General features: G+C 41.9%; 15 protein-coding genes. 2 read left to right on the forward strand and 13 right to left on the reverse strand.

The features are described from left to right. Positions 1 to 60 precede the first annotated feature (60 nt). The 3 genes from A3K93_RS14975 to A3K93_RS09210 form a co-directional block, all read right to left on the reverse strand. The gene (locus tag A3K93_RS14975) at positions 61 to 228 is read right to left on the reverse strand and encodes a hypothetical protein (RefSeq protein WP_171255065.1); all 168 of its coding nucleotides are present in this window, start codon (positions 226 to 228) and stop codon (positions 61 to 63) included. Positions 229 to 311: 83 nt separating this feature from the next. Continuing rightward, a complete protein-coding gene (locus tag A3K93_RS09205; RefSeq protein WP_067730949.1) occupies positions 312 to 2,015 on the reverse strand; it encodes a mechanosensitive ion channel in 1,704 nt (567 codons plus the stop codon). Between the two features lie 194 nt (positions 2,016 to 2,209). Next, on the reverse strand, positions 2,210 to 2,464 hold the full coding sequence (locus tag A3K93_RS09210) for a hypothetical protein (protein WP_067730951.1): 255 nt from the start codon (positions 2,462 to 2,464) through the stop codon (positions 2,210 to 2,212). Between the two features lie 279 nt (positions 2,465 to 2,743). On the opposite strand from A3K93_RS09210, the gene A3K93_RS09215 reads away from it, so the two are divergent. Continuing rightward, a complete protein-coding gene (locus A3K93_RS09215; RefSeq protein ID WP_067731718.1) occupies positions 2,744 to 3,166 on the forward strand; it encodes a hypothetical protein in 423 nt (140 codons plus the stop codon). Positions 3,167 to 3,326: 160 nt separating this feature from the next. Here A3K93_RS09215 and A3K93_RS09220 read toward each other — a convergent pair whose 3' ends face one another. Then, the gene (locus A3K93_RS09220) at positions 3,327 to 4,088 is read right to left on the reverse strand and encodes a ferredoxin--NADP reductase (protein WP_067730953.1); all 762 of its coding nucleotides are present in this window, start codon (positions 4,086 to 4,088) and stop codon (positions 3,327 to 3,329) included. An 85-nt stretch (positions 4,089 to 4,173) separates the two neighbouring features. Here A3K93_RS09220 and gigC point away from each other — a divergent pair, with 85 nt between their 5' ends. Further along, a complete protein-coding gene (gene gigC, locus A3K93_RS09225; RefSeq protein WP_067730955.1) occupies positions 4,174 to 5,052 on the forward strand; it encodes a LysR family transcriptional regulator GigC in 879 nt (292 codons plus the stop codon). A 59-nt stretch (positions 5,053 to 5,111) separates the two neighbouring features. Here gigC and A3K93_RS09230 read toward each other — a convergent pair whose 3' ends face one another. The 9 genes from A3K93_RS09230 to nuoH all read right to left on the reverse strand — a co-directional run bounded on the left by A3K93_RS09230 (position 5,112) and on the right by nuoH (position 13,702). Next, positions 5,112 to 5,405 (reverse strand): cold shock domain-containing protein, encoded by a 294-nt coding sequence (locus A3K93_RS09230; RefSeq protein ID WP_067730957.1) that lies wholly within the window; start codon positions 5,403 to 5,405, stop codon positions 5,112 to 5,114. Between the two features lie 87 nt (positions 5,406 to 5,492). After that, on the reverse strand, positions 5,493 to 6,128 hold the full coding sequence (gene upp / locus A3K93_RS09235; RefSeq protein WP_067730959.1) for a uracil phosphoribosyltransferase: 636 nt from the start codon (positions 6,126 to 6,128) through the stop codon (positions 5,493 to 5,495). 124 nt (positions 6,129 to 6,252) lie between these two features. Beyond that, positions 6,253 to 7,797: an NADH-quinone oxidoreductase subunit NuoN gene (gene nuoN / locus A3K93_RS09240; protein ID WP_067730961.1), complete on the reverse strand. Its 1,545-nt coding sequence runs from the start codon at positions 7,795 to 7,797 to the stop codon at positions 6,253 to 6,255. Positions 7,798 to 7,800: 3 nt separating this feature from the next. Continuing rightward, the gene (gene nuoM / locus A3K93_RS09245; protein WP_067730963.1) at positions 7,801 to 9,414 is read right to left on the reverse strand and encodes an NADH-quinone oxidoreductase subunit M; all 1,614 of its coding nucleotides are present in this window, start codon (positions 9,412 to 9,414) and stop codon (positions 7,801 to 7,803) included. 1 nt (position 9,415) lies between these two features. After that, positions 9,416 to 11,305: an NADH-quinone oxidoreductase subunit L gene (gene nuoL / locus A3K93_RS09250; protein ID WP_067730965.1), complete on the reverse strand. Its 1,890-nt coding sequence runs from the start codon at positions 11,303 to 11,305 to the stop codon at positions 9,416 to 9,418. Beyond that, positions 11,302 to 11,610: an NADH-quinone oxidoreductase subunit NuoK gene (gene nuoK, locus A3K93_RS09255; protein ID WP_004280769.1), complete on the reverse strand. Its 309-nt coding sequence runs from the start codon at positions 11,608 to 11,610 to the stop codon at positions 11,302 to 11,304. The genes nuoL and nuoK overlap by 4 nt, the downstream gene beginning before the upstream one ends. Next, positions 11,610 to 12,128 (reverse strand): NADH-quinone oxidoreductase subunit J, encoded by a 519-nt coding sequence (gene nuoJ, locus A3K93_RS09260; RefSeq protein WP_171255101.1) that lies wholly within the window; start codon positions 12,126 to 12,128, stop codon positions 11,610 to 11,612. The genes nuoK and nuoJ overlap by 1 nt, the downstream gene beginning before the upstream one ends. Further along, positions 12,128 to 12,670 (reverse strand): NADH-quinone oxidoreductase subunit NuoI, encoded by a 543-nt coding sequence (nuoI, locus tag A3K93_RS14830; RefSeq protein WP_067730969.1) that lies wholly within the window; start codon positions 12,668 to 12,670, stop codon positions 12,128 to 12,130. Before nuoI ends, nuoJ begins: the two co-directional genes overlap by 1 nt. 18 nt (positions 12,671 to 12,688) lie before the next feature. Continuing rightward, a complete protein-coding gene (gene nuoH, locus A3K93_RS14835) occupies positions 12,689 to 13,702 on the reverse strand; it encodes an NADH-quinone oxidoreductase subunit NuoH (RefSeq protein ID WP_067730971.1) in 1,014 nt (337 codons plus the stop codon). Position 13,703 lies beyond the last annotated feature (1 nt).

Genomic DNA, 13,703 nt, shown 5'->3' on the forward strand with positions numbered 1-13,703 from the left:
TGATATTTACAATTTTATTTCTATGACCAAATATACCAATCCTCGGTATAAAAAGTCAGTTTAATTTTGCTGATCTTCTACAGGTTTATCAACGGCATGTTCAGTTTGATCTTTTTTGGTGCGCTTTGAATCCACAAATATAAACTTATAAGCTGCACCTAAAAAGCCAATCGTAATACCTGCAATTACCAATGGTGCTAAAACTTTATTGGGCTTTTTCGAAGACATGATATGGCTCCTCTATGATTTGTTTAGAATATAAAAACAAAATCGACCACATCATTGTGGTCGATTTTTTGTTCATTGCCTACTTATTTCGGATCATCTAACGATGGTGGATCATTCGGATTGATGTCCACTTTCGGTTCAGTCTCACCTGTTGAACCAAATGGGTTATTCGCTTTAGACTCATTTGGGTCGACATTAACCGCATTTTGGGTTGCATCACGTTCTTTTGCAGGAACATCTGCTGTATTGGAAAGTGGTTTTGCAACCGTTGAGGTTGAAGCAGGTGTGGTATCTGAAGTACGTTTTGGATTTGGCTGATTGCCTTCTTTTTTGGCTTTTTCAATCAAATCTGTCAACACACGTTCAGCAGGTTGACGACCACCTAAACCAAATGCCAATGCGAATGCAACAGCGACAGAGCCAAGCGTTAAACCAAAAGCAAGGTTAACAATTGAATCCGCAATACCCATGGCACGTAGACCCATGGCAACCACTAAGCCCATAATCAGTACACGAACCAAATTCGCTAACCAACGTGAACTATTGTATTCACCACGCTGTACGATATTCGCCACAATGTTGGCAAGCCAGAAACCAATCACTAAGATCACTGCGCCTAACAGAATATTGGCACCAAATTGGATAAACATCGCAATCAGGTCACTGACTTGTTCAAGACCAAGACGACTTGCCGCTTCAGAAACTGCAAATAGCATGGTAAATAGAATAATCAGACAACCGACAACTTTAGAAAGTTTGGTTTCACCAAAGAAACGTTGAATATCTAGTTTTGCAGGAACATCATCAACGCCGGTACCTGCAACAACTTCAGTCACCAAATTCGCAACCAGTTTTGATACCACAAATGCAATGATCAGAATCAATGCTGCTGCAATGATCTGTGGAATTGCGTTCATGATTTGATATAGCATCGCGGTCGCAGGCTGAGAAATCGCCTCAATACCCAATGCTTCAAAGGCAATAATCAGCGATGTAATCAGAATGACTGCGAAGATGAATGAACCAATCAAATGCGGCAGATTGGTATTTTTAAAGATACCAACTTTCTCTGCTTGCTGTTGGACATTCAAGCTGCCTAAAAGTCCTTCAATAATGCCGCGGACGATTTTTGCCAAAATATAACCGACAAAAATGATAACGCCAGCAATGAAGATATTAGGTAAGTAGCCAACGACTTCATTCACCATATTTTGAATTGGGTAAAGCAGCCCTGTCAGACCAAGAATTGAAAGTACAATTGGCAAGAACAGCAATAAAATTAACCAGTAAACAATTTCACTGATATTTTCACTAAGTGGACTCACGCCTACATCGGCGCTAAGTTTTTCATCCAACTGCGTACGATTTAACAGTTTTTGTAAACCTACTTTTACTAGATTTGCGACAATCCAACCCACAAATGCGACAGCCACAGCAGCAAGCAATTGCGGAATGAATAACAGGAATTGCTGAATCATATTACTGAATGGACCACTTACACTGGTCAGATTCAGCACATTCAATGCACCAATCACTGCCATTACAAGAATGATCCAGAACACGACTCGCGCCACAATATTTTCAATATTTGAGCGGTGACCTGTCGCATTACTTAAGCGTTGATTCGTTCCCAATTTTTGCAGGACTTTTTTGACTCCTGCAGCGACCAAGAGTGCAATCACCCAACCAATAAGTAAAATCGCGATTGCACTGATAATCGGATGGAATTGGTCCCAGTAATACATGGCATCAAATCCGCCACGTGGACCTCTCATATATTCATTCATGTATTGTCGCCCTCTTTTTTGTCATGACTATTTATTGGAATTGTGTGACTCATTCCTGAGAATTGAGTTCCATGCTGCGTTATAGGCTGTGCACTCTTGTTTTTTCATTTCAATACATGTTGCACAATCCATAAAATTCGTTATCCAAAAGCAAAAAAGCCCTAGCAACGATGCAGAGCTTTATGTCGATTGATTTATTGTTTATCTCGGGGTTCATCACCCGCAGTACCTGTGGTGGTGCTGTTCATTGTTGCGGGTTCAGCGCCTGGATTTGGGTGCCCAGGGGGTGCTTCACTCGCGCTTGGTTTCATTCCAGCGAACATGTAAAGTAAAATTGCTAACAAGAAAATACCAACCAGAACCAAGATATATACAGGAATACGTTTACGTCCTGCCGATCCTGAACTTTCATTGTTTGAAGGTGGTACTTTATTAAAATCATCAACCATGACCTTCCTCACTATTTGTTATTCATTTCTCGATATTCATCATAACAATGGATAAAAATCGCTTCTGTGACAAAACATGGTGAGATGGTGAAGACATGTAAGTTATTTATTACATTAAGTTCAATATTTATTTCTATAAGAAGAATCTTAGGTTTAGCTATCACAAAATTTATAGATGTTTATTGCGTTCGTGGTGAATGCGCTCGTTCTTAATGGCTCTCCTTTATAGCGCCGAAATGCGTTATAATTATGCACCTCGTTTTTATGCATTTGAGCTTTATGGCGTATAGTCAAAAAAGTGTATCGCTTGATTTAGACACAGACGTCACACATCAATGTGCCCTGCACTACACTCGTGATCAGCATCTGATTGGAATTATTGAATTTAGCAAACCAAGCTATGTACTTCGTTGGCAAGATCTTGAATTTTTCCGTCGTCGCACTGAAGAATTATCCGTGATGCCGTTCCCTGAATGTATTAATGCGATGGTTATTGATATCCGTAATGTGACCGCCTATTTGGACAATGAAGTTCCTATTATTCCTTGGCGCTTATTAGAGGAAGAATGTCCTGTACGTTTAGTGGTTCCATCTGAACGTATGGATCATTATGCGGGTTTCTTTGAACCAACTTGGCTGACAAGTGATGTAGAAACAGCGATTCAGGAAATTCGTGAACATATGGATATGTTTGTACACTAAAGAATACCTCATAAAAAACCTCCTGAATGGAGGTTTTTTTGTGCCTATAAGGCCCCTTCTCTGCTAAAGAAGAGGTTGGGGAGGATTCAAGAATTTATAAATCATCTAATGACTCTAATCACTCCAAACTTCTCTTTGGAAAAGGGAGGAATCAAATCCATTACCAATAATTCTCTACTGCAATATTTCCTTCACCACGGCGGTTCATCGTTAAACCACGTGCTTTTAATGCTTCTTTGGTATCTTCAACCATTTGTGGATTCCCACAGAGCATCACATGTGTGGTTTCTGGATTAAATTGCATACCTGCTGCTTTTTCAAGTTCACCATTTTCAATTAAAACAGGTAAACGCTCATGTAAAGCTGCATTTGGATCACGAGTAATAATTGGGATGAACTTAAAGCCTGTATGCCCCTCTCCAAATGTTCCAGCAATTTCCTGAATACGATCAACATAGGCCAATTCAGCTTGGGTTCTCACGCTATAGACCAAGTGAATGTTTTGATAATTTTTCCATGTTTCAAAATCTTGCAACATGCATAGAAATGGAGCGAGTCCCGTTCCAGTTCCCAGCAACCATAAATCTTTAGGCAATGGGAGTTGATAACGTGCAAGAGTTAAGTATCCATAAGGAATCTTTTCTAAATAAAGCTCATCACCCACTTTAAGATGTTGCAAGTTCGAGGTGAATGCACCATCTGGTACAACAATTGAGAAAAATTCTAGCGTTTCATCGAAAGGTGAAGATACCACTGAATAGGCGCGAACCACCAATTCATCACCAACTTTCAACCCAATACGTGCAAACTGACCAGCGGTAAACTTAAAATGAGCAGGCCGTGTCATCGTGAAACTAAACAAATTATTGGTCCAACGATGTACAGATAAAACTTTTTCTAGACTAAATTTCTCAATTGACATGATTTCAACGTGGCATCAAAGACTATGCTCATGGTAGCATGATGGAATATTTTATTAATATTTTTTAAATGTTAAGGCTATATTCATGCGCATGACTTTACGCCAGTTGGCTGTTTTTGTAGCAGTCGCTCAAGAGGGTACCGTAACGAAGGCAAGCGATGCAGTAAAACTTACTCAAAGTGCTGCGAGTATGGCTTTGGCGGACCTCGAAGATGGTTTAGGGGCTCCCCTATTTGACCGTCTTGGAAAGCGTCTACAACTCAATGACTTAGGTCGTTTTTTACTCCCACAAGCACTCGAAATTTTAGGTCGCTGTGAATCTTTTGAGCAAGCTGCTAAAGGTGAGCTTCAAAGTATCGATTTACGCCTTGGTGCGACACTGACGATTTCCGATTACTTGATGCCTGATTTAATGGCAGATTTTCTTAAGATTCAGCCACAAGCTCACTTACAGCTTCAGGTCGGCAATACCCGTCAAATGATTGAAGCCGTCAATCAGTTCCAACTCGATTTGGCACTCATTGAGGGTTCTTGTCATTTACCACAGCTTCAATGTATTCATTGGCGCGATGATGAACTCGCAGTGTGCTGTGCACCTGACCACCCACTTGCACAATTAGACCGTCCATTGACTGCTGAAGATTTTAAATCGGTTGAATGGATTTTACGTGAAGAAGGTTCTGGTACACGTGAAGTCTTTGACAATGCGATTTTAAAAGATGTTCCTGATGCTAACATTCGTTTGACGCTTGGTCATAACGAAGCGATTTTAAAAATTGTCGCTGGCGGTATTGGTATGTCATGTATTTCAAAACTGGCAATTGATCCTTTACTTGAAAAAGAACAATTGGTTGTACTTGATACTCCATTCTGGTCTTTGACACGTCCTTTGTTTATGCTGGTGCACCGTCAGAAATATCAAGGTCCGGGTTTAAAGGCCTTTATGAAATTCTGCGAAGAATAAAATCCTTTAAAAAAAGCGCCAAAAGGCGCTTTTTTAATAGTTAATTAATTTCTAAATGCTTAACCACGCAAATTATTGAGCAATGCAGATGTAATCGATTGGTTATGCTTTGCAACTTTAGATTTTTTAGCTTTTTTCGAGTTATCTTCTACACGCTGAATTTTAATGGCTTTATATTTTTCGCCATTTTGAACCACGTTAAATTTAACGCGCTCATTGCGTTTCGGTTCACCCTCTTCCGCAGGAAAATCTGAAATATGGAAGAATACATCACCTTCAGCAGAGCCAATAAAACCAAAGCCTTTGGCAGCATCATATTGCTTTACTTTACCTTGATATAATTCATCTTTCATATGTCTGACCTATTTTGAACATGTGCATGTATACAGTATATAAAAAAGAGGCTATGACAGCCTCTTTTTTTGATTCAATCAATATGATTAGTCTTTTTGAACTGAACCGAAAATTTTGTCACCCGCATCGCCAAGACCAGGAACGATATAACCATTTTCGTTCAAGCCATTGTCAATTGATGCTGTGAAGATTGTCACATCAGGATGTGCTTCTTCAATACGTTTAATCCCTTGAGGTGCAGCCACAAGAACCATTACGCGAATATCTTTACAACCACTTGCTTTTAATACATCAATTGCCGCAACTAGAGATGAACCAGTCGCAAGCATTGGGTCAATAATCATCGCAATACGGTTTTGTACATCAGGTACTAATTTTTTATAGTAAGTACGTGCTTCTAATGTTTCTTCATCACGTTCAAGACCAAGTACCGATACTTTTGCACTTGGAATGAGGTTTAAGAAACCATCCAACATACCAATACCAGCACGTAGAATTGGCACAACAGTGATTTTTTTACCCGCAATGCGCTGAGTAACGACTTTACCATTCCAACCGTCAATTTCATGTTCAACAACAGGTAAATCTTTTGTTGCTTCATAAGTAAGAAGCATAGTTACTTCTTGAGCAAGCTCGCGGAAGTTTTTAGTGCTGATATCTGCACGTCGAAGTAAACCGAGTTTATGTCGAATAAGCGGATGACGAATTTCATGGATAGCCACGGGAGAACACCTAAAAGGTTAAATTAAACTTCAACTATTATAATGGCATTTTGCCTTTTGGATAAATAAAAAAGCCCCCAATCATGGAGGCTTTTTTGTAATAACGCTTTAATCTTTCGATTAATTAGTTAATACCGCTTTGAACCAAAGTGTAAATGAACTGTTGTAGTTCAGGTGAGATCGCAAAGAACGCAAACTTAGAGAATGCAATAATTGGATCTGGGTAAACACCGATGACAAGAACTGCAAGCGCAGCAAGTAATACCATGATACCACCCACTTTTTGACCCCAATGGTTCACTGCATCAATACGTGGGTTTTCAGGTGGTGTCATGTATAACACAACCATCACACGTAAGTAGTAGTACAAACCGATACCAGAACCTAGAATCACCATCGCAGCAAGGAACCAAGATTCACCTGCAACTGCAGTTTTGATCACTAGGAACTTACCGATGAAGCCCGCTGTAAGTGGAATACCTGCAAGAGATAACATCATCACTGTTAATACGGCAGTTAAGACTGGACGGCGCCAGAACAAACCACGGTACTCAGCCAAGCTACCCGCTTCATCTGTGTTGTTATACGGACTAGACATGAGTGTAACCACACCGAATGCACCAACAGTTGTTAATACATAAGTGATCACGTACACGTTTACAGATTCGAAAGTCGCAAAACCTTGAACTTGTAAAAAGTCAGTATTACGCGCAGATACGATCGCAACCAATAAGTAACCAAAGTGAGCGATTGAAGAGTATGCAAGGATACGTTTCAAGTTCACTTGTTTTACTGCAAGTAAGTTACCTGCAAGGATTGAAAGTACTGCAATCACAGTCAATAGTGTGATGAAGCTTTCTGAAATGATTAAGCCAGAAGACAATACATAACGTACAAACAGACCAATCATTGCCACTTTTGCAACAGTTGCAAGGAAAGTCGCGATTGGCGCTGGTGCACCTGCGTATACGTCTGGTGTCCATTTGTGGAATGGTGCAAGCGATAATTTAAATGCCACAGCAAATACAATTAATGCAAGACCAATCACCACAGCTGGTTGGCTAAATGCAGAGAACAATTTACCTGGTTCAGCAGCGAAGCTTAAAGAACCTGTGTAAGCGTAAACATATGCCATACCCATCAACAACATTGCCGAAGCAGTTGCTGAAAGAACAAGGTATTTGATACCCGCTTCAAGCGATTGAGAACGTTGATGTGTATAAGCCAATAAGCCATATACAGGGATCGACATCAACTCAAGGCTAATGAAGAATGATGCATAGTGTGTACTTGCCACCATCAGTAAAGCACCTGTTACCGATGCCAACATCAAGATATAAAGTTCTTCGCGGTTATCTTTATAGGTTTCGATATACGCGTGAGACAAAGTACCACAAGCCAATGCAGCCACTAAAATCACGAACTGATACAACATCGTAAATGGATCTACGATGAATAAGTTCATCACATTTGCCGGAGCAAATTTACCTGCAAGCAATACAAAGATAATGTAAAGCGCTGCAAGGTTTAAGCCCACAACCGTTGTCGTAGCGACAAGGTTGTGGTTACGTTTAATTGCCGTAAGAAGCATTGCAACGACTGCTGTCAAAGCAACGATCATTACAGGGGCAATCGGCATAATCTCAGAAAAAGACATTGTGAAGTTCATGGCTTATTGGATCTCCACATTTTCAAGTTGAGTGGTTACTTGATCAGCAACTTCAACTACTTCTTGAACTGGAATGTAGCTATTCGCTAACCACGCCATGCTTGAGTTAGATACATCAAGGAAGCTTTGTGGATATAGACCAAGCCAAAGTAGACCAAGCGCACAGATCAACAGCAATACGATTTCACGTGCACCAAGATCTTTTAGGGGATTTGCATAGTGTGCTTTTTGCTCTTCATTCGGTGTACCGAACAATGCTTTGTGGATCAGGATTAAACCGTATAGACCCGCAAAGACTAAGCTGATTGCAGCAATAATCGTAAACGCTGGGAATTTACCGAATGAACCCATAAGAATCAGGAATTCACCAATAAAGTTACCTAGACCTGGAATACCAACAAGGGCTGCAATAAAGAACATTAAGAAGAATGCTAAGTACGGGAATTGACCGCGAATACCACCCATCAAACGCATATCACGCGTATGAACACGTTCATACACTTGACCACACATAATGAACAATGCAGCAGATGAAAGGCCGTGAGCCAACATCATGATCATCAAACCTTGGAAAGTTAAGATGTTACCTGCGTAGATCGCAAGTAATACAAAGCCCATGTGTGAAATTGACGTATACGCCAATAAACGTTTCATATCGGTTTGCTGGAAAGCACACCAAGCACCGTAGAAGATACCGATTAAACCGAGAATGATCGCGATGTCAGCAAATTGTGCTGATGCCGCTGGGAAGAATGGAATAACGAAACGAAGCAAACCGTACGCAGCAGTCTTAATCAAGATACCTGCAAGGTCGACAGAACCCGCTGTAGGCGCTTGAGCATGCGCATCTGGTAACCAACCGTGCAATGGGAAAACTGGAAGTTTTACCGCAAAACCGATGAATAAGCAGACCATGAATGCATAAGCAATCGCTGGTGCTTGAGCATCTAAAGTATTTGCAACTTGCATCAAGTATTTATAGTTGAAACTGATTTGACCCGTCATTGCATAACCTACAGTCACAAGACCGAGGATACCAATCAGCATGATTAAACCAGCAACTTGAGTATAGATGAAGAATTTAGTTGCAGCGTATACACGTGACTTACCTTCTGCGCCTTTATGACCCCAAAGGGCAATCAGGAAGTAGATAGGAACCAGCATCATCTCCCAGAAGAAGAAGAACAGGAACAAGTCAATCGCAAGGAATACACCGATCACACCACCTAAAGACCATAAAAGGTTTAAGTGGAAGAAACCAACATTCTTTTGAATTTCACCCCAAGAACAGCCGACTGCTAACACACCAAGAAGTGCGGTTAAGCCAACCATAAGAAGTGAAAGACCATCCACCGCTAAGTGAATGTTAATACCGAGAGTTTGAATCCACGGTAAATTAAACTCAGCAGCCCACGAAGGAGTTGCACTGCCAAGTTCATAGTTATATGTACCGTTTTGCCAAAGGACAATGGTGAGCACCAAAGTCACCAGCATACCGACTAATGCGATATAGCGTGGCAGATGTTGGTCGAGTTTATCGACCAACCAGCATACAAAACCTGCAATGAACGGAATGAGGATCAGAGCCGGCAAAATAATATTGTTTGGAGCTTCCATTTTATTTCCCCACTACCTGAATCACGAGCAAGATCATCAGTAGAACCACAACGCCGAATGCCATGCTTGAAGCATATTCGCGTAGTGAACCTGTTTGACGTGAACTTGTGAAGCTATGACCGCCTTTCACAAGTGCAGGAAGCACTAACCACAAGCCATCAACTGGGTCACGACCAAAGAGTTTCGCGAAGAATAAGTAAGGTTTCACGAAGATTAAGTCGTACAACGCATCAAAACCAAGTGCATTACGGCAGATGTTGGCAAGACCAGTACCAAATGAAGTTGCTGCAAATGATTTCACTGCATTATAAGCAAAAGCAAATAACACAACGCCAATCGCAAGACCAACAAGTGCAATACCCACTGCAGTGTATTCAGCAGAGTGCATACCATGTTCAAGTGCTTCAGGCACATTAAACGCAGGAATACGCGCTGCATTCAAAATGCTTTCTACAGGCGCTTTAAGTGCTGCACCAACGAAAGTTGAAAGCACTGCAAGGATACCGAGTGGCAACCAGTAAGTCGCACCTTTAATTGCATGGTAAGGTGTGTTTTCTTTACCAAAGAATACAACCCAAATTAAACGGAATGTATAAATTGAAGTTAAGAACGCACCAGCAACACCTGTCCAGTATAAGCAGTCATAAACTGCAACTGATTGACCTGCAACCCATACTGCACCAAGAATTGCATCTTTAGAGAAGAAGCCTACAGTTAAGAATGGAATTGCCGCCAAGGCACCGCCACCAATCGCGAAACATGCAAATAAGAATTTGTTATGTTTGAACAAGCCACCCATTTTGAAGATGTTTTGTTCGTGATGGTAAGCAAGGATCACCGCACCTGAAGACAAGAATAACAATGCCTTGAAGAATGCGTGAGAAAGCATGTGGAATAGACCTGCTTGGTATGCTTCAGCACCTACAGCCATGAACATATAACCGAGCTGACTCATTGTAGAGTAAGCCAAAATACGTTTGATGTCTGTTTGAACCAATGCTGCAAAACCAGCCACGATCAATGTCACCGCGCCTGTAATTGAGATAAACACCATCACTTCAGGCGCTTGTTCAAATACAGTGAACATACGGCAGCATAGGTAAACACCAGCGGTTACCATTGTTGCAGCGTGGATCAATGCAGATACAGGTGTCGGACCTGCCATTGCATCTGCCAACCATGTTTGTAATGGAATTTGTGCAGATTTACCTGCCGCACCCAAGAACAACATTAAAGCAGTCCAGATTGCAATTGAAGAGCTCTGAGCCAAAACTGTTGGCGCAGCAGCAACGACTTCTGCAATGTTTAGCGTACCGAATTGTTGGTAGATCAGGAACAATGCGATGAGTAAGAATACGTCACCTACACGCGTTACTGTGAATGCTTTGATTGCTGCTAAACCATTTTTCGGGTTTTCATAGTAGTAACCAATTAACAGGTAAGAACACAGACCAACACCTTCCCAACCTAAGAATAACAACGCAAGGTTATCACCCAAAACAAGCAATAACATGCTTGCAACGAACAGGTTGAAGTAAGAGAAGAAACGTGCGAAATCGTGTTCACCACGCATATACCATGTCGCGAAGATGTGAATCAGGAAACCCACACCTGTGATCATGCCTGTCATTAATAATGACAAACCATCAAGGTGTAAGCTAATGCCAGGTGCAAAACCACCCACATTAAACCAAGTCCACAAATGCTGAACATTTGCTACAGAACCATTGTTAGTAAAATCAAGACCTGCAATCAATGCAAAAAGTGCTGATAAACCCACTGAGCCTGCACCAATAATGGCAGCCACAGATTCAGGAAGCTTGTTACGCCCTGCCGCTAAAAGGACAAAACCAATGAGCGGGAATAAAATTGTTAGATATAAATAACTCATCCGCGCATCTCACTAGCAGCATCCACATCCAAGTGATGGAAGCGATGATAGAACTGAAGGACGATCGCAAGACCAATACATGCTTCAGCAGCAGCAAGCGTCAAGATCAAGATAAACATGATTTGACCATCTGGCTGTGCCCATGCACTACCTGCCAAAACAAACGCCAATGCAGCAGCGTTCATCATGATTTCAAGGCTCATTAAAATAAATAGTAGGTTGCGTCGCACCATCACACCGTAAAAACCCAGTGCAAAAAGAATAGATGCAACGATCAGACCATGCTCTAAAGGGATGTTGCCCATTATTCCTTGTCCTCTTCTGCACTTGGTTCACGTTTGCCAAGATGGTATGCCGCCACAATCGCGCCTAGCAATAACATCGCAGCAACTTCAACCAATAGTAAGTACTGAGTAAAGAGTGATGTACCCACAGCTTTAGGACCAACCACTTCTACACCCATCACTTGAGCAGCTTGTGTGTAGTCAGAGTTGAGTGTCCATACAAGTACAAGACCCATCAAGAAGCTCATGAGTGCCGGATATGCCCAAGCAGATGAATTTAACCATTTGCTTTCTTGTTCAACAGTTTGATGACCTAGGTTGAGCATCATGACCACGAACACGAACAACACCATGATCGCGCCCGCGTAAACGATGATCTCAAGGGCAGCCGCGAACGGTGCACCTACAACTAAGAACATCCCTGCTGCAGCAAGAAGTGACACAATTAAGCTCAGCAAAGCATGTACTGGATTGGTGTTGGTCACAACACGAATCGTAGAGACGATGGCCACAAGTGCCATCAAATAAAACGGCCACATCATGGTAATAGACTCCGTACATCAACAGGCTTACTTTCACGTTGCGCTTGACCTTTGTCCTTACCTGCAACTGCCATACCGGTTACACGGTAGAAGTTATAGTCAGGATATTTACCAGGACCTGAAATCAATAAGTGTTCTTTTTCATAGACTAAGTCTTGACGAACATATTCACCGAGTTCGAAGTCAGGGGTCATTTGAATCGCAGTAGTTGGACATGCTTCTTCACACATACCGCAGAAAATACAACGTGAGAAGTTGATACGGAAGAATTCCGGATACCAACGACCATCTTCTTTTTCTGCTTTTTGTAAAGAAATACAGCCGACAGGACATGCAACCGCACATAGGTTACATGCCACACAGCGTTCCTCGCCATCTGGGTCACGCGTCAACACGATACGACCACGGAAACGTGGTGGTACGATGTCTTCGGCTTTCACCTCTGGATATAAAATGGTGTCACGTTTACGCGTTGCGTGAGTGAAGACCATCCACAACGTACGAACGATTGACCCGAATCCAGCTAGAAATTTAAACATTTTGTTCTCCCTGCTGTCTTAGGCCGTATGATTCATCAGAATCACAGCACCAGTCACCAAAAGGTTAACCAACGCCAATGGCAAGCAAATTTTCCAACCAAAGTTCATCACTTGGTCATAACGTGGACGCATTAAAGAACCACGCGCCAATACAAACATCATCACAAAGAATGCTGTTTTGATAATGAACCAGAATGCTGGAGGTAGGAAATCAAGTCCGAATGGTGCTAACCAACCACCGAAGAATAAGGTTACGATCAATGCAGAGATCAGAACCACGTTGACGTATTCCGCAACGAAGAACATCCCCCATTTCATACCGCCGTATTCGACATGGTAACCTTCCGCCAATTCTTGCTCTGCTTCGGGTTGGTCAAATGGATGACGGTGAGTAACCGCAACACCCGCAACCACGAAGATTAAGAAACCTAAGAATTGAGGAACGACAAACCAAACACCTTGTTGTGCTTCTACGATTTCACGCATGTTGAATGAGCCTGCAATTGCAACCACACCCATCAAGGAAATACCTAAGAACACTTCATACGAAATGGTTTGAGCCGCAGAACGTAGACCACCGAGTAATGCGTATTTGTTATTTGATGACCAACCACCAAATAGAACCGCATACACTGCAAGACCAGCCATTGCCATAAAGAACAATAGACCGATGCTCATGTCCGCCACACCTAAATAAGGTGAAACCGGAATAACCATGAACGACAGTACCGCAGTTGCCATCGCAACTGCTGGTGCCATACGGAAGGTTAATTTGTCAGCAAATTTTGGTGTCCAGTCTTCTTTGAACATGATTTTCAGCATGTCGGCAACGATTTGGAAAATACCACCCGGACCAACACGGTTTGGACCGTAACGGTCTTGCCACAAACCTAAAAGACGACGTTCAATAAAAGACATCAACGCAGCGATCAAAACTACAACAAGTAAGATCACAATTGCTTGCAGAACTGAATAGGCGATTGGCCAGTTTTCAGCCCAAAGCGGCGTTTGACGGATTAATTCTTGTTCCATG

The sequence above is a fragment of the Acinetobacter sp. NCu2D-2 genome (assembly GCF_001647675.1).
Classification (GTDB): Bacteria; Pseudomonadota; Gammaproteobacteria; order Pseudomonadales; family Moraxellaceae; genus Acinetobacter.